We start from the raw sequence: 20,820 nt of genomic DNA, 5'->3' as shown, positions 1-20,820 counted from the left end.
CGGCCCGGTCCGGACCGTCACGCGGAGTTTCCCGTTCCGGCCCAACCATTTCACCTCCTCGTCGGTCTCCTCCTGCGCACACCCGTGCCGGCTCCGGCCGGCGCACCGGGTGCGCGGGGCGGGAAGCACCTTCGGGGAGAGGGAACGGACATGGGCAGAGCCAAGCTGTCGGTGGGGGCCGCCGCGGCCGTGGTCGTGGGAGCGCTGGCGGTGGTCGTACAGCCCGCCGGGTCCGGTACGGCCGTACCGGCCGCCGACAGCGGCGCCGTGGCGCTCGCCGCGGCCGGGGCGGGCGCGGGCAAGGCCGCCGACCTGGACGGCGACGGGTATGACGACCTCGCGGTCGGCGCGCCCGACGCCGCCGTCAAGGACCACGCCAAGGCCGGTTACGTGGCGCTGACCTTCGGCACCTCCGGCGGCGTCCGGGTCGACCGGCACCAGGGGCTCACCCAGTCCCACGCCGGGGTGCCGGGCACCCCGGAGGCCGGTGACCGGTTCGGGTCCGCGCTCGCGCTGGGCGACATGGACGGCGACGGGTACGCCGACCTGGTCGTCGGCGCGAGCGGCGAGGCCATCGGCGACGTCAAGGGCGCCGGTTCGGTGACGGTGGTCTTCGGGTCGCCCACCGGGCTGTCCGACAAGGCCATCGCCTTCCACTCCCCGACCGTCACCGCCCGGCAGGGCTTCGGCGGCCGGCTCGCCCTGGGCGACTTCGACCACGACGGGCTGAAGGACCTCGCCGTCGTGGACGGCACGAAGGTCGACGTGCTGCCCGGCTCCAAGAACCTGCGCACGACGACCGCGCCGAAGCTCACCCGCATCACCCCGCCCGGCGGCGGCGCCGGCACGCACGGCATCGAGAGCGGCGACATCGACGGCGACGGCTACGACGACCTGGTCACCGTCGCCTACTTCGACGACCCGGCCGACGAGGGCACCCTCGGTGTCCTGCCCGGCTCCAGGAGCGGGCTCAAGAGCACGCCGCTGGGCCGGAACATCGGCCTGCCGTTCGCGGACTACGACGCCGTGGTCGGGGACGTCGACGGCGACGGCAAGGACGACGTCGTCATCGACACCGGCTTCTCCGACGGCCCCGACGACTACCTCCTGCGCACCTTCCCCGGCGGCACGGGCGGCCTCGACGCGGCGCACGCCGTGGTGTGGGACGGCGGCCCCCCTCAGGGCACCGCCGCCGCCCTCGCGGACGTGAACGGCGACGGCCACGCCGACCTCCTGGTCAGCGACACGAGCGCACCGGACAGCGACGGCTTCTCCAACGCCGGCGCGCTCACCGTCGTCCCCGGCGGCGACGGCCGGCTGGACTCCTCGGCCGCGCGGACGCTCTCCCTGGACACCAAGGGCGTCGTCGGTGTGGCCGAGACGGGCGACCTGTTCGGCGCGGCGCTCGCCCCGGGCGACTACAACGGCGACGGCACCACCGACCTGGCCGTCGGGGCGCGCGGCAAGTGGAAGGGCACCGGCGCGGTGAGCCTGCTCTACGGCGGCGACGGCGGCCTCACCGGCGAGGGCTCCCTCCTCTTCGGCCCCGACTCCTTCGGCTACGAGGCGGTCAAGGCGTCCTTCGGCGCGGCCCTGTCCGCCCCGCCGGCCTGAACCACCCCGCCGGCCTGGCCCGCCCCGCCCCTTCGATCCGTCACGTCGGCCCGCCCCGTCCCGGCGGCCACGGGAAGAAGCCGCTGGTGCGGGCGGCGTACTCGGCGTAGCCGGGGCGGCCGGCCATGTGCCGCTCCAGGAGCGCCTTGCCGCTGCCGCGGGTGAGCAGGAAGGTCATGACGAGCGGGGAGACGGCGCCGGCCGCCGCGCCCGGCACCCCCGCGTCGCACGCCACCAGGTACAGCCCCCACCAGACGAGGAAGTCCCCGAAGTAGTTGGGGTGCCGGGTCCAGGCCCACAGGCCCCGGTCCATGATCCGGCCCCGGTGCCCGGGGTCGGCCTTGAACCGGGTCAACTGGGCGTCCCCCACCGCCTCGAAGCACAGCCCCACCGCCCACACCGCCGTCCCGGCCCACGCGAGGACGCCGAGCGGGCCCGGGGCGTACGAGGCGGCCTGCACCGGCAGCGACACCAGCCACACCAGGGCGCCCTGGAGGCAGTAGACCGTGCGCAGCGCGTACCAGGTGCGGCTGCCGGGGGCCTTGGCGAGCAGCCTCTCGTAGCGCGGGTCCTCCCCGTGGCCGCGTCCGCGCCGGGCGATGTGCACCGCGAGCCGCAGCCCCCACGCGGCGGTCAGGACGGTCACCAGGACCCGCCGCCCGGTGTCACCGCTGTCCGCGGAGACGGCACAGGTGACGAGGGCGACCGCGGCGAAGCCGATGCCCCAGGCGCTGTCCACCACGCGGTGCACGCCCTTGCGCAGCGCGACGGCGAAGGTGGCGAGCATGACGCCGAACGCGGCCGTGGCCGACCAGCCGAGGCCGCCCGCGAACGCCTGCCAGTCGAAGCCGGGGTCTCCGGCGGCGAGCGCGCTCACGGCACCTCCGGTCCCGTGTACCAGCGGTGCGGAGTCGCGGGCATGCCGCTGCCGCCGCCCGGGGTGGTGCGTACGCCGAGGATCTGGTCGACGCCCATCCGCCGCTCCTCGAACGCCAGCGCCCCGCCGACGAGATAGAGCCGCCACACCCGCGCGGTCTCCTCGCCGACGAGTGCGACGGCGTCGGCCCACCGCTCCTCCAGGGTGCGGTGCCAGGCCTCGACGGTGCGCACGTAGTGCTCGCGCAGCGACTCCACCGACCGCACCTCCAGACCCGCCCCCTCCAGCAGGCCGACGGTCTCGCCGAGCGGGCGCATGTGCATGTCGGGCGCGATGTACCCCTCGATGAACGGGCCCCCGCCGGGCGCGGTGCGCCCGCGTGACATCTGCTGGACGAGCACGCGGCCCTGCGGGCGGAGCAGCCGGTGCAGGGCGGCGGCGAAGGCCGGGTAGGCGTCGTCGCCGACGTGTTCGCCCATCTCGATCGTGGAGACGGCGTCGTAGCCGCCGCCGGTGATGTCCCGGTAGTCCTGGCACACCACCTCCACCCGGTGTTCGAGGCCGCGCTCGCACACCCGCTCCCGTACGTACGCGGCCTGTTCGCGGGCCAGGGTGACGGCGGTGACCTGCGCCTTGTGCCGTTCGGCGGCGTACAGGGTGAGCGAGCCCCAGCCGCAGCCGATGTCGAGCAGCCGGGCGCCCGGAACCAGGCCGAGCTTGCGGCAGACCAGCTCCAGCTTGGCCCGCTGGGCGTCGGCCGGGGTGAAGGCAGTGAAGTCAGCGTTCTCGCTCGCCCAGTAGCCGCAGGAGTAGGCCATGGTCTCGTCGAGGAGCAGCCGGTAGAAGTCGTTGGACAGGTCGTAGTGGTGGCTGATGGCGGCCCGGTCGCGGGCCTTGCTGTGCGGTCCGCCGCGCAGCCGGGCCTGGGTGGCCGGGGCGGCGGGGCGGGGGCCGACGGCGCCGAGCCGCAGCGCGATGCCGGCCGCGCGGGCCCGGTCGGCGAGCGTGAGGCGGGGGGCGTGCAGTCCGCGTTCGCGGGCGGCGGCCCACATCAGCCGCAGCCCGTGCGCGAGGTCGCCCTCGACGTCGATCTCCCCGGTCACGTACGCCTGGGCCAGGCCGAGTTCGCCGGGTTCCCACAGCAGCCGGCGCAGCGCGCGCCGGGTGCGGACGACGAGGACGGGGGCCTCGGCGGGGCCGGCCTCGGTGCCGTCCCAGGTGCGCAGCCGGACCGGGAGGGGGCCGCCGAGCGCGTCCTCGGCGAGCGCGGCGAGCCGGTGCGCGGCGCCGCGCCGCGTGGTGCCGGGCCGGGGTGTGGGGGCGGGGCTCATCGTGCGGTGTTCTCCTCGTGCGTGGTCCGCTTGGTGAACAGGTACTGCTGGACGTCGAGGTAGCCGGAGCGGAACCCGGCCTCGGAGTAGGCGAGGTAGAAGGTCCACATGCGGCGGAAGGTCTCGTCGAAGCCGAGCGCGTCGACCTCGTCGGCGCGCGCGGTGAACCGCTCCCGCCACAGCCGCAGCGTCTCGGCGTAGTGGGCGCCGAAGCCGTCGCGGCGGGCGACGGTCAGGCCGGTGTGCTCCCGCACGGTCTCCTCGACGGCCTCGACGGAGGGCAGCAGCCCGCCGGGGAAGATGTACTTGCCGATCCAGGTGAAGGTGGCGCGGCTGGCGAGCATCCGGTCGTGCGGCATGGTGATGGCCTGCAACGCGATCCGGCCGCCGGGGGCGAGCCGTTCGTCGAGGGCGCGGAAGTACACCGGCCAGAACTCCGCGCCGACGGCCTCGATCATCTCGACGCTGACGACGGCGTCGTAGGTGCCCCGGGCCTCGCGGTAGTCGCACAGTTCGACCGAGACGCGGTCACTGAGGCCCGCCCCGGCGATCCGGGCGAGGGCGAGGTCGCGCTGTTCGCGGGAGAGGGTGAGCGAGGTGACGTGGGCGCCGCGTGCGGCGGCCCGCAGGGCCAGTTCGCCCCAGCCGGTGCCGATTTCCAGGAGCCGGGTGCCCTCGCCGACCTCGGCGAGGTCGAGCAGCCGGTCGATCTTGCGGTGCTGGGCGGCGGCGAGCAGGTCCTGACGGGCGGGCAGGCCGCGGAAGACGGCGGAGGAGTAGGTGAGGGTGTCGTCCAGGAAGAGCGTGAACAGGTCGTTGGACAGGTCGTAGTGGCGGCTGATGTTGTCGCGGGCGCCGGCGGGTGTGTTGCGTTCCCGGTCGGGGCGGCGCAACTCCCATATGCGGCGCAGCCGTTGCAGCGGGGCGGGGATCAGGTCGGCGGCGTGGGCCGCGAACACACCGAGGGTGGCGACGAGGTCGGGGGCGTCCCACTCACCGGCCATGTACGACTCCCCGAAGCCGACCAGCCCCTGGGAGCCGATGCGGCCGTGGAACGCCCGGGGGTCCCGGATCTCCAGCAGGGGACCGCCCGTCCCGGCCCGGGTGCCGTCGGCGCAGCGGACGTTCAGCGGCAGCCGGTCCAGGGCCCGGCGTACGACGGCGGCGGTGACGGCGGTACGGAGCCGGGAGGACCGCGGCGGCGCGGCCACGTCGGGCCAGCGGACGGGGTCGACGGCGGAGGGACGCCCGGGCGGGGCGGTGGTCACCGACGGGCGGGTGCGCGGGGTGGCGGACTGGGTTGTGCTCATGTCGCTTTCTCCTGAAGGGGCTTACCGGGGCGGCGGGGGCGGCCGGGGCGCGGCCGCACGGGCAGACCGCGCAGGAAGAGGCGGATGCCGTGCAGTCGGATGGCGGCGGACACCGCGAGGGTGGACCACGGGTGGCGCAGCGCGAGCCGCAGCAGCGCGCCCGGTGTGACGGCCCGCCGGGCGCCCCGGACGGTGGCGGTGAAGGGCCGGCCGCCCTCGCGTTCGAGGTGCACGGTGAGGTCGAGCCGCTCCCCCGGCTCCGGCAGCCGCATGCGGTAGCGGCCGTCGACGGGGAAGAACGGTGAGACGTAGAACTCCTTGCCGGTGCGGTACTCCGCGCCCGTCCCCTCCTCGGTGGCCTCGGGGGTGGTCAGCAGGTAACCGTGCCGCTGCCCGTAGGTGTTGTGCACCTCGGCGACGACGCAGCGCGGGCGGCCGTCGGGGCCGTGGCACCAGTACAGGGTGAGCGGGTTGAAGACGTACCCGAACACACGGGCCTGGGTGAGCATCAGGACGCGGCCGCCCCGGAGGTCGACGCCGTGTCCGGCGAGGAACCGGTCGAGGCCCGCGCGCAGGGTGGGCGCGGTGCCGTCGAAGTGGTCGCGCGGGTCGAAACGGGCCCAGGGCCGCAGCGGGCGCGGCAGCCGGGGCGGGGTGTCGGGGTCGAGGAGCCACAGATAGGTGCGGTGGCGCAGCGCGTACCGGGTGGGCGCGGTGCGCACGTGGTGGATGACGCACGGGTACAGCGCGGGCGCGCCGGTGGGGGCCGCCGTCACCAGCGCACCCCCAGGACGGCGGCGGCCCGGACCCCGGAGCGGCAGCCGTCCTCGTGGAACCCCCAGCCGTGGTAGGCGCCGGCGAACGCGCAGACGTCGGTGTCCAGTTCGGGCAGCCGGCGCTGGGCGGCCACCGAGGCGGGCGTGTGGACGGGGTGGTCGTAGACCATCCGGGCGCGGACGCTGCCGGGGTCGACGCGGTCCTCGCCGCCGAGGGTGACGACGAACGTCTCGGGGGCGTCGAGGCGTTGCAGCCGGTTCATGTCGTAGCTGACCCGGACATGGTCGGCGGCGGCGGTGCAGGAGGGCATCAGGTAGTTCCAGGAGGCGCGGGCGCCCTGGGCGCGCGGGAGGAGGGTGGTGTCGGTGTGCAGGAGGGTGGTGTTGCGGGAGTAGCGGAAGGCGCCGAGCACCTCCTTCTCCCGCGGGGTGGCGTCGGCGAGGAGGCGCAGCGCCTGGTCGGGGTGGGTGGCGACGACGACGGCGTCGTGCGCGGCGGTGGCGCCGTCCCCGGTGACGATCTCGGCGCCGTCGGCGTGCCGGCGCAGGGCGCGGACGGGGGCGGTGGTGCGGACGGTGTCGAGCCGTTCGGCGACCCGGTCCACGTAGCGTCGCGAGCCCCCGGTCACCGTGCGCCACACCGGCGAGCCGCCGACGGAGAGCATCCCGTGGTGCTCCAGGAACCGGAACAGATGGGCGGCCGGGTGGCGCAGGGCGGTGGCCGCGTCGCAGGACCAGACGGCGGAGACGAGCGGGGTCATGAAGTGGGCGCGGAAGTAGGGCGAGAAGCGCTCGCGGCCGAGGAACTCGCCGAGGGTGAACCCGTCGGTCTCCCCGTCCTCCGCCAACAGTCGGCGGGCCGCGCGGTGGAAGGCGGGCACCTCGCGCAGCATCCGCAGATACCGGCCGCGCAGGAGGTTGCGCGGGTGGGCGAGGAGTCCGGTGGGGCCGCGGGCGCCGGCGTACTCCAGCCCGCACCCCTCGCACCGCACCGACATGCTCATCTCCGACTCCTGCGTGGCGACACCCAGTTCGTCGAAGAGCCTCAGCAGGTGCGGGTAGGTGCGGCGGTTGTGCACGATGAATCCGGAGTCGACGCGGTGCCTGCGGCCGTCGGAGGAGGTCAGCGTGTGGGTGTGGGCGTGGCCGCCGAGCCGGTCGTCCGCCTCGTACAGCGTGACGTGGTGGGTACGGGCCAACAGGTACGCGGCGGTGAGGCCCGCGACCCCGCTGCCCACGACGGCGACGCGCCGCCTGCCGTCCCCGCCTCCGCCTCCGCCTCTGCCCTCGCCCCTGCTTCCGCCTCCGCTTCCGCCTCCGCTTCCGCTTCCGCTTCCGCTGTGCGCGGACCCCGCCGTCCGCTCGTGCGGTGCGTCCTTCGGCGCCGGCGCCATCGACGTCTCCTCCCCGGCCGTGTGCGTTGTCGCGGGTAATCCGGGGCCGGCGCGTCACCGGATTGGCCGAAAGCGGATCTTTTCCGGAACGGGGGGGGTGGGCCGGGGCCTCCGAGCCGCACGAGCCCCATTCGGGGTGAAGATCCGCAGTGGACCCCGTTTGGACGGGAAAGGGCGGGGCAGTCGGCTCCGGTGCGAGTCCCTTCCTCTTCCGTGCCCGGGTCCTCCGCGCCCGGGCGACACGCTGCACGGACCGCCGCCGTACCGCCCCGGGCGGGAGACGGGCGGCGACTGCTGATCCTGAGCGCGAGCATGGGCGCCGGACACGACACGGTGGCCGCCGAACTCGCCCGCCGGGCCCGGGAGCGGGGCCACGAGGCCGAGGTCCTCGACGTCCTCGAACTCCTGCCCTACCACCTGGGCACCGGGCTGCGCGGCTTCTACCAGTCCTCGGTACGGCACTACCCGTGGGCGTACGCCGGTCTGTACCGGCTCTTCCTGCGCCGCGGGTCGGGCAGCAGGCCGAGCGGGGTGCCGCTGGCCCGGCTCGCCGGGGACCGGCTGGCCGAGCGGGTGGCGCGGTTCCGTCCGGACGTGGTGGTGCCGGTGTTCCACCTCGCCGCGCAGCTGACCGGCCATCTGCGCGGCCGGGGCGCGCTGAAGGTGCCGAGCGCCGTGTACGTCGTCGACTTCGCCGTGCACCGGCAGTGGCTGCACCCGGGCAACGACCTCTATCTCTGCCTGACCGACGAGGCCACCGGGGAGGTCCGCGAGGACATCCGCCGGCCCGCCGTGACCACCGGCCCGTGCGTGTCCCCCGACTTCGCCGCGGACTCCCCCGACGGAGCCCCCGGCGGCTCCTCCGGCGCGGACGCCTGGCGGCAGCTCTTCGCGCGGTACGGTCCCGGGCGGACGCCCGTCGTGCTGTCCTGCGGTGCCTGGGGCGCCGCGACCGGGCTCGCCGCGACGGCCGGGCTGCTCACCGGGCGGGGCTGTCTGCCGGTGGTGGTCTGCGGGCGCAACGACCGGCTGCGGCGGGCCCTCGCCGACGTTCCCGGGGTCCTCGCACCCGGCTGGGTGAGCGACATGCCCGGCCTGCTGCACGCGGCCCGCGCGCTGGTGGACAACGCGGCCGGGCAGACCGCCGTGCAGTCGCTCGCCGCCGGACTGCCGGTGATCGGCTACCGGCCGATCCCGGGCCACGGCGAGGAGGGCGTACGGCGGATGGCGGCGCTGGGGCTGACGGAGGTGGCGGACGACGAGCGCGCACTGTGCGACGCGCTGGACCGGCTGACCGCCGACGGCGAGGCGCGGCGGAGCCGGATCGAGCACGCCCGGACGCTGTTCCGGGACGAGGACCCGCTGGCCCGGCTGCTGGCGCTCACGGAGCGGGTGCGGGCGGGGTAGCGGCCGGTGGCCGCGGGCCCGGTCAGGTGGTGTGGCCGGTGTGGGCCGGGCCCGGGTGGTCGGTGTGGTCGGTGTGGTCGGCCCACGCCCGTTGCCGCAGGCCCTCGTCCAGGAGGACGTCCGCCGCGGTGCACGCCAGCGCCTCGGCCGCCGCGAGCAGCACCTCCCGGCCCCGGTCGGAGGCCGCGGCGGCGGCGAACTCGGGGGTGTGGTCCGAGCCGTCGGACCCCATGATCGCGACGAACGGGTGGATCGCGGGCACCCGGTTGCTGACGTCGCCGATGTCCGAGGAGCCGAGGTAGACGCCCGGGGCGGGCGGGGTGAGCTCGATGCCCGCGCGGGCGAGGTGCGCGGCGAACCGGCCGGAGAGCGCGGTGCTGTCGCGGAAGTGGGCGTAACCCTGGGCGGCGCGCTCGACCTCCACCCGCGTGCCGGTCGCGCGGGCGACCCCCTCCGCGCTGGTGGCGAGGTCGTGCGCGAGGTCGTCGAGGGCGGCGGTGGTGAGCGCGCGCAGCCCGAACAGTCCTTCGGCGTACTCGGGGACGATGTTGGTGGCCTTGCCGCCGTGCGTGACGATCCCCTGCACGTGCGAGCCCGCCGGGAGCCGGCGGCCGGTGACGGCGAGGGTGTTGAAGAGCTGGACGAGGGCGGCGAGGGCGTCGATGCCCTCCGTGGGGTTGCCGGTGGGGTGGGCGGCGCGGCCGTGGAAGCCGACGCGGTACTGGGCCTGGGCGGTGAGGGGTGCCCACTGCCAGTCGTACACCCCCGGGTGGAACATGAGAGCGGCGTCCACGTCGTCGAAGACGCCCGCCTCCACTTCGGTGACCTTGCCGCCGCCGCCTTCCTCGGCGGGGGTGCCGATGGCGAGGACGGTGCCGGGGGTGTCCGCCAGGGCGGCCCGCGTCGCGAGCGCCGCGCCGAGGCCGGCGGCGGCGATCAGGTTGTGGCCGCAGGCGTGGCCGAGGCCGGGCAGGGCGTCGTACTCGAGGAGGAGGGCGACGGTGGGGGCGTCTCTCTGGGGGGCGGCTGCGCGGGCGGTGAAGGCGGTCGGGAGGCCGGCGGTGCCGTGTTCGACCGCGAAGCCCTCGCGGTCGAGTTCGGTGGTGAGGAGGGTGGTGGCGCGGTGTTCCTCGAAGGCGTACTCGGGGTCGGCGTGCAGGGTGAGCGCCACGTCCCACAGCCGGTCGGCCCGGCGCCGTACCTCGTCCCGTACACGTGCGTACACCTCACCGCTCACCTGTACCTCCGGTACTCGACCCGCTGTCTCCCACCCCAGGTTCCCTCGCCCCCGCTGCCCCTACCCTCCCCATCCCAAGGGGCTCCGCCCCTTCGACCCCGGGGGCGGGGGCGGGCGTGGGCTCCGCCCCCGGACCCGCCACAACCCACCCCCGAGGGGGCTCCGCCCCCTGGACCCCCGAAAACGCCCGGGGCCGCGTCCCATGCCCCCCGAATCCCCAGGGGCGCGGGGAACTGCGCAAACAACCCCAACACACCCGCACACAACAACGCGGCTCAGCCACCCCCCAAAGGGGCGCGGGGAACTGCACAAACGCCCACCGACCCCGCACACAACCACGCACCCCAAGCACGCGCCCCGGCGCATACCACCCGCACCGTCAGTCCGGCGTCGGCGTCAGCTCCGCCACCAGCAGCGTGCGGTCATCCGCGGTGCCCACCTCCGCCGCCCCCCGCAACAACCCCTCGCACAGCTCGCGCAAACCGTCCGCCCCCGCGACGTCCGCCGTGTCGACGGGGCGGTCCCCGGCCGTCGGGCGGCCGTCCGCGTCGAGCGCGCGGGCCAGCCGCGCGATGCCCTGGTCGATGTCGGTGTGGCGGGACTCCACCAGACCGTCGCTGTACAGCACGAGCAGCGTCGGCTCGGACACCTCGACCACCGTCGGCTCGTACGTCCCCGTCCCCAGCCCCAGCGGCAGCCCGGGGCTGGCCAGCGCGAGCGGCCCGGCGGCCCGGTCGGGGCCCCGGATCAGCGGCGGCGGGTGCCCCGCCGCGACGACCGTACAGGTGTGCCGCCGCGCGTCCCACTCCGCGTACATGCACGTCGCGAACGACGCCCCCGGCGTGTCGCACGCCAGCGCGTCGAGCCGCCGCATCAGCTCGGCCGGCGCGATGTCGAACCCGGCCAGCGTCCGGACCGCCGTACGGAGCTGGATCATCGCGACCGCCGACTCCGGCCCGTGCCCCATCGCGTCCCCGACGACGAGGCTGACCCGGTGCCCGGGCCGCGGCAGCACGTCGAACCAGTCGCCGCCGATGACCGTGTCCTGCCCCGCCGGCAGGTACCCGTGGGCGATCCGGCAGCCCTCGAACTCCGGTGCGGTCGCCGGCAGCAGGCTGGTCCGGATGGCGAGGGCGGTGCGCCGCTCGTGCTCGTACCGGCGGGCGTTGTCCAGCGCCACGCACGCCCGCCCGGCGAGCGCCTCCACATGCGCGGCGTCGTCGGCGCGGAAGGGCGGCCGGTTCGGCCCCCGCGTGCAGACGATCACCCCGACGGCCGCCTCCCGCAGCCGCAGCGGGACGACGAGGAGGGAGACGGACCGCAGCACCTCCCGCAGCCGCGGATCGCCGCCCCGCGCGGCGGTGAGCCGCTCGGAGGTGTGGTCGTCCATCATGGCGAGCACCTGCGGCCGCCCGGTGGCGAGCGCACGGGCGTACGGGGTCTCGCGGGGGAAGACCACCACCTCGCCGAGCGGCAGCCGGCGCTCCCACTCGGGGCCCGAGCGGTAGCCCGTCCCCATCGCCAGCCGGCGCGCCTCGATCTGCGGCGGGTCGGCGGTGAGGAAGGCGTTCTCCTGCTGCAACCACCGTTCCAGCAGGTACACGGAGGACGCGTCGCAGAACTCCGGCATCAGGGAGTGCACGACATGGCCGCCGGTGAGCCGCAGATCGAGCGCGGAACCGATGAGACCGTCCACCGCCGCACCGGCCGGAGACGGGCCGGTGAGGGACGGACCAGCCGCGGACGGACCAGTCGCGGACGGGCCGGCCGGCCGGTGCGGGGCCGGCGGAGCGGCGGGGGCCGGCTCGGGCTGGGCGCGTGCTTCGTTCCGCAGGATCGTGCCTTTCCGGGTGGGGCCGGGGGCCGGTCGCACAGCAGGAACGGGCCTGTCCGGGCAACCTCGGCAACTATATGATGTTGCGTCAAGGATGCTCGCTGTCGGAGGAGTTGATGTGCCCATCGGCGAAGGTCTCCCGCAGGGAGTAGACCCCGAAAAAGCGAGCGTCGCGCGTATGTACGACGCGATGCTCGGTGGCCAGCACAACTTCGCCATCGACCGCGAGGCCCTCGCGGCGTTCACCGCCATCGACCCCCAGGTGCGCACTCTGGCCCGGGCGAACCGTTCCTTCCTGGGCCGTGCCGTCCGTTTCCTGGTCGACTCCGGCGTACGGCAGTTCATCGACCTCGGCTCCGGCATCCCCACCCAGGGCAACGTCCACGAGGTGGCGCAGGCGGCCTCCCCCGGCGCCCGGGTCGTCTACGTCGACAACGACCCGGTGGCGGTCGCGCACAGCACCTCGCTGCTCGCCGACAACCCGGACGCGGCCATCGTCGACGGCGACATCCGCCGCCCGGCCGACATCCTCGCCTCCCCCCGGCTGCGGGAACTGATCGATCTCGACCGGCCCGTGGCCGTACTGATGATCACGATCCTGCACTTCGTCACCGCGGAGGAGGACCCGGCGGGCATAGTGGCCGCGTTCCGCGACGCTCTGCCCGCGGGGAGTTGGCTGGCGCTGACGCACGCCACCAACCAGGACCGTCCCGACACGGCCGCCGCCGTGGGGAAGTTGTACCGCTCCCGGGCCAGTTCGCCCGTCACCGCCCGCTCCCGGGCGGAGATACTCGGGCTCTTCGACGGTTTCGACCTCGTCGACCCGGGCCTGGTCCACGTACCGCTGTGGCGCCCCGGCCCGGACGACCACGTTCCGGACAACCCGTCGGAGTACTGGGTGTTCGCGGGCGTCGGCCGCAAGGACGGCTGACCCCTCCCGCACCCCCTGACCTGCGCGTACGGACGGCCCGGACAAGGGTCGGCCCCGCCGCGAAGGGGGGGTGCGGCGGGGCCGGGAGGCTCGGTCCGCCAGGGGGGGTAGGCGTTCCGCCGAGCCTGTCGTATCTGCTGGTGCCCCCTCAACACGCATATATGCGCGCTGATTTCAGTTCTTTTTCGCGCCCGGCGGCCGGAAGCAGGCGATCACCGTCTTGCCGTCCGGGCAGGGACGGGTCTGCAGGGTGTCGGCCAGCGCGTCGACGAGGAACATGCCGCGTCCGCCGAGGCGTTCCCCGCTGGGCGGCTGGGCCACGGGCAGCTCCCGCGAGGAGTCGTGCACCGCGACGTGCAGGCACCGGGTGTCCCAGGTGAGCACCAACTGGGCGCTGCTGCGGGCGTGCACATGGGCGTTGGTGACCAGCTCCGAGACGGTCAGCAGCACCGCGTCGGCCGTCTCCGGCGCCTCGGTGGTCCAGCCGAGGGTGTTCAGATGCCCGCGGGTCCAGTCGCGGGCGACCTTCGCACCGGTACTCATCGGCAGGGAGCGCGCCCAGCCCACTGCTCGCAGCGATTCGTTCACCGTCGTCCTCCCCGGGTGCCGTCCGGGGTTACGGGTACCCGCGCCGGGCCCCCGCATGACTGTGCGGCGGACCGCCCCCGTCTGGGACAAGCTGGAGACTACGGAGCGAAGCAGGATGTACCGGGCCGGGCCCCGTGCCGGCGGCCCGGCGGAAGGAAGCGAGGCGCCATGTCCGACCAGCAGCAGCCCCCGTCCGGCCGCGACCGGGACCCCTCCGCTCCCGGGCAGCCGCCCGGCGAGCAGCCCGCCCCGGAACGCGCGGGCGCCGGTGACCTCGGCCGCCGGCTGGCACACCGGCGCCGGGAGCTGGGGCTGACCCGGGAGGACGCGGCGGCCCGGGCGGGCATGGCGCCGGACTATCTCCGGTATCTGGAGGAGAGCGCGGGGGCCACGCCCGGGACGAACGTGCTGCTGCGGCTGGCGGACGTGCTGCGGACGACGGTCACCGAGTTCACCGGCGGCGCGGCCGAGCGGCCCCCGGGGCAGGGACAGGCGGCCCCGCACCCCGCGTTCACCGAGCTGAGCGTGCGGGAGTGCCGGGCGCTGCTCGCCTCGCACGGGGTGGGACGGCTGGCGGTGAACACGGCGTCGGGGCCGGTGGTGGTGCCGGTCAACTACAGCGTCGTCGACGGCTCGATCGTCTTCCGGACCGCGCCCGGGACGACGCCGGCGCTGGCGGTCGGCAGCCGGGTCGCCTTCGAGGTCGACCGGGTGGACGAGGCGTTGAGCGAGGGGTGGAGCGTACTGGTCCGGGGGCACGCCCGGGCGGTCACCGACCCCGGGTCTGTACGTCGCCTCACCGAACGGGCCCACAGCGAACCGTGGGCGGGCGGCGTCCGCGAACTGTGGATCCGAGTGGACCCCACGGAGACCACGGGCCGCCGCATCACGGTGTGATCCCGCCCCGGACCCCGCGAGGGATCGCGCCCACACGGCCCTGGATATGGCCCCGCGCCCCTGATCAGGGGCGCGGGGCCATATCCAGGTGCGGCTCGGCCGGGCGGTGGGTGCGGCGTGCTCGCCGGGCCGTTGGGGAACGCCTCGCTCACTCCCGTTCCGTGAGCGAGGCGAAGAACTCCTCGATCGCGGGCCAGACCCGGCCGCCGCCGGACAGTCCGCGCCACTCCCGCCGTACGACGGCGACCACGCGGAAGCAGTCGTCGATCGGGGTGATCCAGTGGTGGCTCACGCCCCGGGCCGTGTTGACCAGGAGGGCCTCCACGTGGGGTGCCAGGCCGGCCAGCTCGGGGTGGCGGTCCACCGCGGCCCGCCAGGCGCCGGCGTCGGCCTCCCAGCGGGTGGCGCCGGCGGGGCTCGGGTAGTGCGCGGTGACGGTGCCGTCCGGGCGGCGGACGAAGAAGGCGAGGCCGACCGGGACGCCGAGGGCGGCGGTGTCCACGGGCGGCAGCCGCAGCCGCCGTCGCGGCACCAGGAGGTAGCGGCCGCCGGCCGTGCCGCCCTGGGCGAAGAGGAGGGCGCACGGGTGGCAGCCGCAGTGCAGTTCCTGTCGCTCGGTGTCGTAGAGGTGCTGGTGTTCGACCGGGACCGGGGCGCCGCACAGGTCGCAGCGTTCGGCGTCCGCGGCCCGCCGGTCGGCGGCGCCGCGGATCACCCGGGCCAGCGCGCCCGCGGTCACGGCGACCCCTGGGGCTCGGCGGGGCGGAGGGTCAGGGTGTCGAGCGGGACGAAGGCGGCGTCCGCCGCGGGGTCGCGCACCCGCTCGACGCCGGACAGCTCGGGTGCGGCGGCGAGCAGGGTCTCCCGTACGGCGTCCTCCAGGCCCGCGGTCGTCGAACCGCAGCCCTTGACGTCGAGCCGGACCTGGGCGACGCCGTCGTCGATGCCGGTCAGTTCGATGTCGCCGCCGCGTTCGCGTACGACGGTGCGCAGTCCGTCGACGGCGCGTTCGGCCCGGCGTTCGACCGGGTCGGGGTGGATGTCGTGCAGCACCATCAGATGGCCGAGGAGCTGGTCCTCGGCGAGCCGGGCGGCGAGCGTCTCGTCGGCGAGGTCGAGGACCCGGGCGAGCCCTTCGCCGTAGACCTCGGTGAGCGCGCCGACGGCCTCGACGGCGGCGCGTGCCGTGGGTCCGGGCGCGTCCTCGACGCGGCCGAGGAGGTCGTCGATGCGGGCGAGGCGGTCCTCGACGGCCGGGTCGTCGAGCCGGCCGGCGCCGGGGCCGTGCGCGGCCGTGGTGTGTTCAGCCATGGTCGGCTCCGTAGGTCGGCGAGTGGGTCTTGGTGAGTGCGCGGCCCTTGCCCAGGTACCTGTCCGCGCCGCGGTACGGACAGGGGTCGAAGCCGCTGTCCACGATCTGCGGCGGCTTGCGTTCCCCGCCCAGGGCCTGGTCCGCGGTTGCCGTCATCACTGTTCCTGCCTCGTTCCTCGCTCGGGATCGGCGGCGCCCCGGGGTGCTCAGGGGCGCCGGTGGGGGGCGTGGCCGCTGGTCGGTTCGGCCTTGTCGTGGTGCCGCTTCGGTTCCTGGCCGGCGGCGAGGCCGGTGATGCCGCGCAGCCGCCGGATGACCGCCCCGTAGGGCTTGACGAGGGGCGACGACGGACTGCCGCCGGTGGGCTCGTCCATGAACGGCACGAACGCGTCGGGGAAGCCGGGCACGGTGCAGCCGACGCAGATGCCGCCGACGTGGGGACAGCCGCCGATGCCGCCCGTCCAGCCGCGCTTGGGCACGTCGCAGTTCACCACCGGGCCCCAACAGCCGACCTTCACCTGGCACTTGGGCGAGTCGTGGTCCTTGGTGAAGGTGGCGTGCCCGGGGGAGGCAGCCCGGTCGCAGCCCTCGTGGACGGTCTTCCCGAACAGCCACTGGGGGCGCAGCATGTGGTCGAGCGGCGGGGGCGGGGCGGTGCCGGCCGCGTGGTGGAGGAGCCAGGTGAGGGTCTCCATGACGTTCTCCGGCTGGACGGGGCAGCCGGGGATGTTGACGACGGGCAGCGCGCCCCGGGAGGTGAAGTCCCGGCCGAGGCGGTCGGCCAGGGCCATGGAGCCGGTGGGGCTGCCGGTGGGGTTGCCCGTCATGGTGTGGCCGTCGTCGAAGGTGGCGCAGGTGCCGACGGCCACCACGGCCCACGCCTCGGGGGCGAGCCGGTCGATCCACCGGTTCGGCCCGTCGGCCTCGATGATGTCCTGGTGGGGCACGGAGCCCTCGACGACCAGGACGAACGGGCCGAGTTCGCCGCGGGCGGCGGCCCGGAAGGGACCGAGGTGGTCCTCGCCGCCCGGGCTCGGGGAGAGCACCTTGTCGTGGAGGTGCACCTTGGGCAGGCCGGGCATCAGCCCGAGGACGATGTCCTCGACGGCGGACCGGCCGGCGGCGGTCATGGAGACGGTGTCGCCGTCGCGGCTCGTGCCCTCGGCGATCCAGAGGATGTGTATCTCGTCGAACCCCGGGCGTTCGCCGGGGGTTTCGGGTTCCTGGCTGACCTCGGTGGCGATGCTTGCGGTGCTCATGTGCTCGGCCTCCCTCGGAGACGGTCGCGGAGTCGGTCGCGGGTCGCGGCCGCCGGTGCCGGCGGGGTCGGGTCCGGGGGGGGGGGGGGGCCGGGGGCGTGCGGACGGGGTCGGGCGGGTGCGGTCCGTTCCTCCGGGTGTCCGGCGGTCCCCGGGGTGGCGCCCCTCCCGCGCGGGCGCGGCCTGCCGCCGCCGGCCGGGAGGACGCCTGCCACCTCGGCGGAGCCGGCGCCGGGGTTGTCCACCATGTCGCTGTCGCCTCCTCGTGCCGCGACGTCACCGTGCGTACGGGTCCCCACGCCCGCCCTCACGCTGGCACCGGGGCGCCGCTCCCGCCCGCTGTCGGCGGCATTGGAGTGAGGGCGGCGGGGCACGGGGCGCCGGATCGGACACGGGGCCTCGTTTGAGTAACGGAGAGTGCCGCCCGCGGCACCGCCCGAGGACCTTTGCATAGTCTAAAAAGCAAGGGGAAAGCCGTCGGAAGGGCGGTTTTCCGGCACGGGTTCCAGTACGGGAGCAGTCATGGCAGCGAAGCGACCACAGCCCGGCCAGGTCACGCTGTCGTGGTTGCCGGTCGCCGTCGTCGTGGTCGTGGTGACCACCGACGTCCTCGCCGGACCGGGTGTCGGACTGCTCCCCCTCGTCTCGCTGGGGCCCGCGTTCGCAGGACTGGTCGGCGGCTGGCGGCGCACCACGCTGATCGGGGTGGCGGCGCTGCTGGTGTGCGTGGCCCTCGGGATGTACGACGGGCTGTTCGCGGAGCGCCGGGGCTATGCGGCGATGGCGTCGGTGGCCGGGGTCACCGGTGCCGCGATCGCCGCCGCGGTGATGCGCCGGCGGCGCGAGGCGGAGCTGGCGAGCGTCCGCTCGGTGGCCGAGGTCGCCCAGCGGGTGCTGCTGCGGCCGGTGCCGCTGAGCGCGGGGCCGCTGCGGATCGCGGTGTCGTACACCTCCGCGGTCGCCGAGGCGCACATCGGCGGGGATCTGTACGAGGTGGTCGCCACCCCGCACGGTATCCGCGTCATCGTGGGCGACGTGCAGGGCAAGGGGCTGGCCGCGGTGGAGACGGCGGCCGTGGTGCTCGGCGCGTTCCGCGAGGCCGCGCACGACGAGCCGGACCTGCTCGCGGTGGGCGCCCGTCTGGAGCGCAGCATGGAGCGGGACACCGAGAGCGAGCGGTTCGTGACCGCGATCCTCGGCGAGGTCCGCCCCGACCACAGCGTCGTCTTCCTCAACTACGGCCATCCGGCGCCGATGGTGGTCCGCGCGGACGGCTCGGTCGACTTCCCCGAACCGCCCGCGTACGCGCTGCCGCTCGGCCTGACCGCTCACGGCGGGGACCCCGCCGAGCCGTTCCGGGTGGACTTCGCCCCCGGCGAGCAGGTGCTGCTGTACACCGACGGCGTCACCGAGACCCGGGACGCCCGGCGGCGGTTCTACCCGCTGGCCGACCGGGCGGTGCTGTTGAAGGAGAATGACGCCCAGGGTGCCCTGGAGGCACTGCGGGACGATCTGGTGCGTCATGCGGACGGACCGCTCCACGACGACGCGGCCATGCTGCTGCTGCGCTACCGCGCGCACGCGACGGCACCGGGCCTCGCCGGCGCGCGGGCGGCGGGCGTCGCGGCACGAGGGGAACGAGAGGAAGGGGCCCATGCCCGAGAGTGAGAAGCCGGTGGACGACGGGCTGCCGGCGGGCGGCGCGCGGCAGGCGGGTGGGGCGCCGCGGGCGGAGGGTGTGCGGCCGGCGGGGGACGTGGACGACGTGGCGCGGGCGGTGCTGACCGCCTCGCGGCTGCTGGTCGCGGTGTCGGCCCGCTCCCTGGCGGAGGTCGAGGACCGGATCACGCTGCCGCAGTTCCGGATGCTGGTGGTGCTCTCCACCCGGGGCGCCACCAAGCTGGTGGTCCTCGCGGAGCTGCTCCAGGTCGCCCCCTCGACCGCGATGCGCATGGTGGACCGGCTCATCGCGGCGGGCCTCGCGGAGCGGCGGGTCAACCCGGGCAACCGCCGCGAGACCCTGCTGACGCTCACCGACGAGGGCAGGCAGGTGGTGGACCATGTGATGGCCCGGCGCCGCCAGGAGGTCACCGGGATCGTACGGCGGCTCACTTCCGGGCAGCGGGCGACCCTCATCGAGGCGCTCACGGCGTTCAACGAGGCGGGCGGCGAACCGTCCGCGCCCGCGGTGGAGGGCACTCCGGCGCATCCGCCGGGGTGGGCGGACGTCTCCGCGTAACGGCTCCGCGCCCGTTCAGGTCCGCCCGGCCGCGGTGCGCCCGCTGAGCGCGTCGCGGGCGCGGTCGAGCACCGCGACCGCCGTCCCCACCGTGCCGAGCACCGCCGGATGCGCCGGCAGACGGGGGTGGGGCCTGGTCGGGGTGTGCCGGCGGGTGGCCCGCCACTGCCGGGCGAGCCGGGCGTCGTCCCGCTCGGTGAGGCGGGTCTCCAGCCGCGGCCACACCTGGTCCTGCTCGTAGGCCAGATGCGTGCGGTTCAGCGCGGCCACCGTGTGCACGCACGCGGTGAACTCCGGGCTGCCGGACGGGAGGCGGGCCAGCTCGTCGAGCGCCCGCTTCGCCTCGCCCTCCTGCGCCAGCGCCGTCCCGGCGAGCGCGCCGCCGTCCTCGCACAGTCTGCGCACCGCGGGCCAGACCACCCGCTCCTCCGCCAGCTCGTGCGCGGACTGCAGGGCGACGAGCCGCCGGGCCAGCCGCTGCCGCCGTCCGGTGTCGGGATCGGGGGTGCCGGTGAGGTCGTCGAGGAGGCACTGGATGGCGTCGTGGTCGTCCTGGAGCAGGCTCCGCAGCCGGTTCACCGGGGTCCTCCGGCCGGGCGGAGGCACGCGCGCCGTTCCTCCGGGGACAGTACGTCGTCTCGTGTGGGCATGCCGGCTCCCTCTCCCGCGTAGGGCCCCCGGAGTTCCCGCGGTGCCGGGCGCGAAACGTGGGGGGGAAGCGGGGCGCGCGGGTGCCGGGGCGGGTCAGACGTCGCGGGTGAGGCCGGGTTCGCCCCAGCCCATGGCCTGGGCCTGCGCGTCGTCGGGGACGGGGACGGAGGGCTCCCCGCCCGCCTCGTTGAACGCCGCGAGCGCCTCGACGAGCGCGGACCGGTGCCCGGGGTCCAGCCGCTCGACGATGGACGAGATGGCCGCGCGGCGCCGGGTGACGACGCTCTCGACGGTGCGCCGGCCCTCCTCCGTGAGGGTCAGCAGGGTCTCGCGCCGGCTCTCCGGATTGACCTCGCGCACGGCGAGCCCCGCGGCGATCAGCCGGTCGACCATGCGCATCGCGGTCGACGGCGCCACCTGGAGCAGTTCCGCCAGCGCGACCAGTTTGGTGGCGCCCCGGGTGGAGAGCACGACCAGCATGCGGAACTGGGGCAGCGTCACCCCGTCCTCGACGGCGGCGAGCGAGCGCGCGGAGACCGCCATCAGCAACCGGGAGGCCGCGAGGACCGCCCGGGTCACTCCGTCGACGTCGTCCACGTCCTCGAACCCGGTGTCAGTGTCGCGCTCCGCCATGGGTCCTTTCTATCGCGAGCGAGGCGCGGGGCACGCGCCGGGCCAGGGCATACGTCCGCCCCGCGGCCGGAAGTGGACGCCCGGCACGGGTCAGGGCGCGGGGGTCTCCGGGGCCAGCCGCTCGTGCTCCTTCTCCAGCGCCCGCGCGGTCGCCTCCGCGGTGGCCCGTACGCGGTCGCGCGCGAGGTAGGCGAGGCCCGCGCCGCCGGTGGCGTAGGCGCAGGTCAGCACCGCCGCGGCGGCGGTCCTCGGGAGGACCGACTCCGTCGCGCGCAGCAGGGTCTGGTGGGCGGCGGCGAGGGTGAGCACGCCGCAGACACCGGCGCCGGCGAAGAGGACGCCGGCCGTTCCGAAGCGGCGCAGGCCGGCCAGGGCCTCGTCCTGGATCGCCCGCACCTCGCGGCGGGCGAGGTCGGCGGTGTCCTGGGCCAGGCGGGTGGCCGCGTCACCCACACCGGAACCGGCGGTGGCGTCGCCGCGGGGTGTCTCGTTGCCTTGCATCGTCGTCCCCTGCCGTTGCTGTCGTTCCG

The 20,820-nt window shown here is 75.4% G+C and carries 21 protein-coding genes; 6 read left to right on the top strand and 15 right to left on the bottom strand.

Annotated elements, in window-relative coordinates:
• The first annotated feature begins 150 nt into the window (after positions 1–150).
• On the top strand, positions 151–1,614 hold the full coding sequence (locus OIE12_RS30310; protein WP_329140837.1) for an FG-GAP-like repeat-containing protein: 1,464 nt from the start codon (positions 151–153) through the stop codon (positions 1,612–1,614).
• A gap of 40 nt (positions 1,615–1,654) precedes the next feature.
• Here OIE12_RS30310 and OIE12_RS30305 read toward each other — a convergent pair whose 3' ends face one another.
• From OIE12_RS30305 to OIE12_RS30285, 5 genes are read right to left on the bottom strand one after another with little or no spacing between them, the layout of a single operon-like run.
• The gene (locus OIE12_RS30305; protein WP_329140835.1) at positions 1,655–2,491 is read right to left on the bottom strand and encodes a DUF1295 domain-containing protein; all 837 of its coding nucleotides are present in this window, start codon (positions 2,489–2,491) and stop codon (positions 1,655–1,657) included.
• Positions 2,488–3,822: a cyclopropane-fatty-acyl-phospholipid synthase family protein gene (locus OIE12_RS30300; RefSeq protein ID WP_329140833.1), complete on the bottom strand. Its 1,335-nt coding sequence runs from the start codon at positions 3,820–3,822 to the stop codon at positions 2,488–2,490. Before OIE12_RS30300 ends, OIE12_RS30305 begins: the two co-directional genes overlap by 4 nt.
• Entirely contained in the window at positions 3,819–5,132 is a 1,314-nt protein-coding gene (locus tag OIE12_RS30295) for a class I SAM-dependent methyltransferase (RefSeq protein WP_329140831.1), read from the bottom strand. Before OIE12_RS30295 ends, OIE12_RS30300 begins: the two co-directional genes overlap by 4 nt.
• Complete coding sequence (locus OIE12_RS30290; protein WP_329140829.1) at positions 5,129–5,908, bottom strand: DUF1365 domain-containing protein; 780 nt, start codon at positions 5,906–5,908, stop codon at positions 5,129–5,131. Before OIE12_RS30290 ends, OIE12_RS30295 begins: the two co-directional genes overlap by 4 nt.
• A complete protein-coding gene (locus tag OIE12_RS30285) occupies positions 5,905–7,146 on the bottom strand; it encodes an NAD(P)/FAD-dependent oxidoreductase (protein WP_329140826.1) in 1,242 nt (413 codons plus the stop codon). Before OIE12_RS30285 ends, OIE12_RS30290 begins: the two co-directional genes overlap by 4 nt.
• Before the next feature lie 468 nt (positions 7,147–7,614).
• Here OIE12_RS30285 and OIE12_RS30280 point away from each other — a divergent pair, with 468 nt between their 5' ends.
• Positions 7,615–8,709, top strand: coding sequence for an MGDG synthase family glycosyltransferase (locus OIE12_RS30280; RefSeq protein ID WP_329140824.1), 1,095 nt, complete (start codon positions 7,615–7,617; stop codon positions 8,707–8,709).
• Positions 8,710–8,731: 22 nt separating this feature from the next.
• On the opposite strand, the gene OIE12_RS30275 is transcribed toward OIE12_RS30280, so the two are convergent.
• Positions 8,732–9,946, bottom strand: a complete 1,215-nt coding sequence (locus OIE12_RS30275; protein WP_329140822.1) for an amidohydrolase — start codon at positions 9,944–9,946, stop codon at positions 8,732–8,734.
• Between the two features lie 379 nt (positions 9,947–10,325).
• On the bottom strand, positions 10,326–11,576 hold the full coding sequence (locus tag OIE12_RS30270; RefSeq protein WP_329142321.1) for a PP2C family protein-serine/threonine phosphatase: 1,251 nt from the start codon (positions 11,574–11,576) through the stop codon (positions 10,326–10,328).
• 298 nt (positions 11,577–11,874) lie between these two features.
• Here OIE12_RS30270 and OIE12_RS30265 point away from each other — a divergent pair, with 298 nt between their 5' ends.
• Positions 11,875–12,711, top strand: a complete 837-nt coding sequence (locus OIE12_RS30265) for an SAM-dependent methyltransferase (protein ID WP_329140820.1) — start codon at positions 11,875–11,877, stop codon at positions 12,709–12,711.
• 174 nt (positions 12,712–12,885) lie between these two features.
• Here the strand turns inward: OIE12_RS30265 and OIE12_RS30260 are convergent, their stop codons facing one another.
• The gene (locus tag OIE12_RS30260; RefSeq protein ID WP_329140818.1) at positions 12,886–13,299 is read right to left on the bottom strand and encodes an ATP-binding protein; all 414 of its coding nucleotides are present in this window, start codon (positions 13,297–13,299) and stop codon (positions 12,886–12,888) included.
• Between the two features lie 168 nt (positions 13,300–13,467).
• Here OIE12_RS30260 and OIE12_RS30255 point away from each other — a divergent pair, with 168 nt between their 5' ends.
• A complete protein-coding gene (locus OIE12_RS30255) occupies positions 13,468–14,196 on the top strand; it encodes a helix-turn-helix domain-containing protein (protein ID WP_329140816.1) in 729 nt (242 codons plus the stop codon).
• Between the two features lie 148 nt (positions 14,197–14,344).
• Here the strand turns inward: OIE12_RS30255 and OIE12_RS30250 are convergent, their stop codons facing one another.
• From OIE12_RS30250 to OIE12_RS30235, 4 genes are read right to left on the bottom strand one after another with little or no spacing between them, the layout of a single operon-like run.
• Positions 14,345–14,935, bottom strand: a complete 591-nt coding sequence (locus tag OIE12_RS30250) for a DUF5947 family protein (protein WP_329140814.1) — start codon at positions 14,933–14,935, stop codon at positions 14,345–14,347.
• Positions 14,932–15,507, bottom strand: coding sequence for a NifU family protein (locus tag OIE12_RS30245; protein ID WP_329140812.1), 576 nt, complete (start codon positions 15,505–15,507; stop codon positions 14,932–14,934). The genes OIE12_RS30250 and OIE12_RS30245 overlap by 4 nt, the downstream gene beginning before the upstream one ends.
• Positions 15,500–15,664, bottom strand: coding sequence for a hypothetical protein (locus OIE12_RS30240; protein ID WP_329140810.1), 165 nt, complete (start codon positions 15,662–15,664; stop codon positions 15,500–15,502). The genes OIE12_RS30245 and OIE12_RS30240 overlap by 8 nt, the downstream gene beginning before the upstream one ends.
• Before the next feature lie 50 nt (positions 15,665–15,714).
• The gene (locus OIE12_RS30235) at positions 15,715–16,767 is read right to left on the bottom strand and encodes a hydrogenase expression protein HypE (RefSeq protein ID WP_329140808.1); all 1,053 of its coding nucleotides are present in this window, start codon (positions 16,765–16,767) and stop codon (positions 15,715–15,717) included.
• Positions 16,768–17,289: 522 nt separating this feature from the next.
• On the opposite strand from OIE12_RS30235, the gene OIE12_RS30230 reads away from it, so the two are divergent.
• Together OIE12_RS30230 and OIE12_RS30225 are read left to right on the top strand one after the other, a co-directional pair.
• The gene (locus OIE12_RS30230) at positions 17,290–18,435 is read left to right on the top strand and encodes a PP2C family protein-serine/threonine phosphatase (protein ID WP_329140806.1); all 1,146 of its coding nucleotides are present in this window, start codon (positions 17,290–17,292) and stop codon (positions 18,433–18,435) included.
• Positions 18,422–19,006 carry a MarR family winged helix-turn-helix transcriptional regulator gene (locus OIE12_RS30225; RefSeq protein WP_329140804.1) on the top strand — a complete coding sequence of 195 codons (585 nt, stop codon included), beginning with the start codon at positions 18,422–18,424 and terminating at the stop codon, positions 19,004–19,006. Before OIE12_RS30230 ends, OIE12_RS30225 begins: the two co-directional genes overlap by 14 nt.
• A 15-nt stretch (positions 19,007–19,021) precedes the next feature.
• Here the strand turns inward: OIE12_RS30225 and OIE12_RS30220 are convergent, their stop codons facing one another.
• The 3 genes from OIE12_RS30220 to OIE12_RS30210 form a co-directional block, all read right to left on the bottom strand.
• Positions 19,022–19,585 (bottom strand): hemerythrin domain-containing protein, encoded by a 564-nt coding sequence (locus OIE12_RS30220; RefSeq protein WP_329140802.1) that lies wholly within the window; start codon positions 19,583–19,585, stop codon positions 19,022–19,024.
• A gap of 165 nt (positions 19,586–19,750) precedes the next feature.
• On the bottom strand, positions 19,751–20,290 hold the full coding sequence (locus tag OIE12_RS30215; RefSeq protein ID WP_329140800.1) for a MarR family winged helix-turn-helix transcriptional regulator: 540 nt from the start codon (positions 20,288–20,290) through the stop codon (positions 19,751–19,753).
• Between the two features lie 90 nt (positions 20,291–20,380).
• Complete coding sequence (locus OIE12_RS30210) at positions 20,381–20,791, bottom strand: phage holin family protein (RefSeq protein WP_329140799.1); 411 nt, start codon at positions 20,789–20,791, stop codon at positions 20,381–20,383.
• Between the last annotated feature and the right edge of the window lie 29 nt (positions 20,792–20,820).

This window comes from Streptomyces sp. NBC_00670 (assembly GCF_036226765.1).
GTDB lineage: Bacteria > Actinomycetota > Actinomycetes > Streptomycetales > Streptomycetaceae > Streptomyces.
This window is presented reverse-complemented; position numbering and strand designations above follow the sequence as displayed.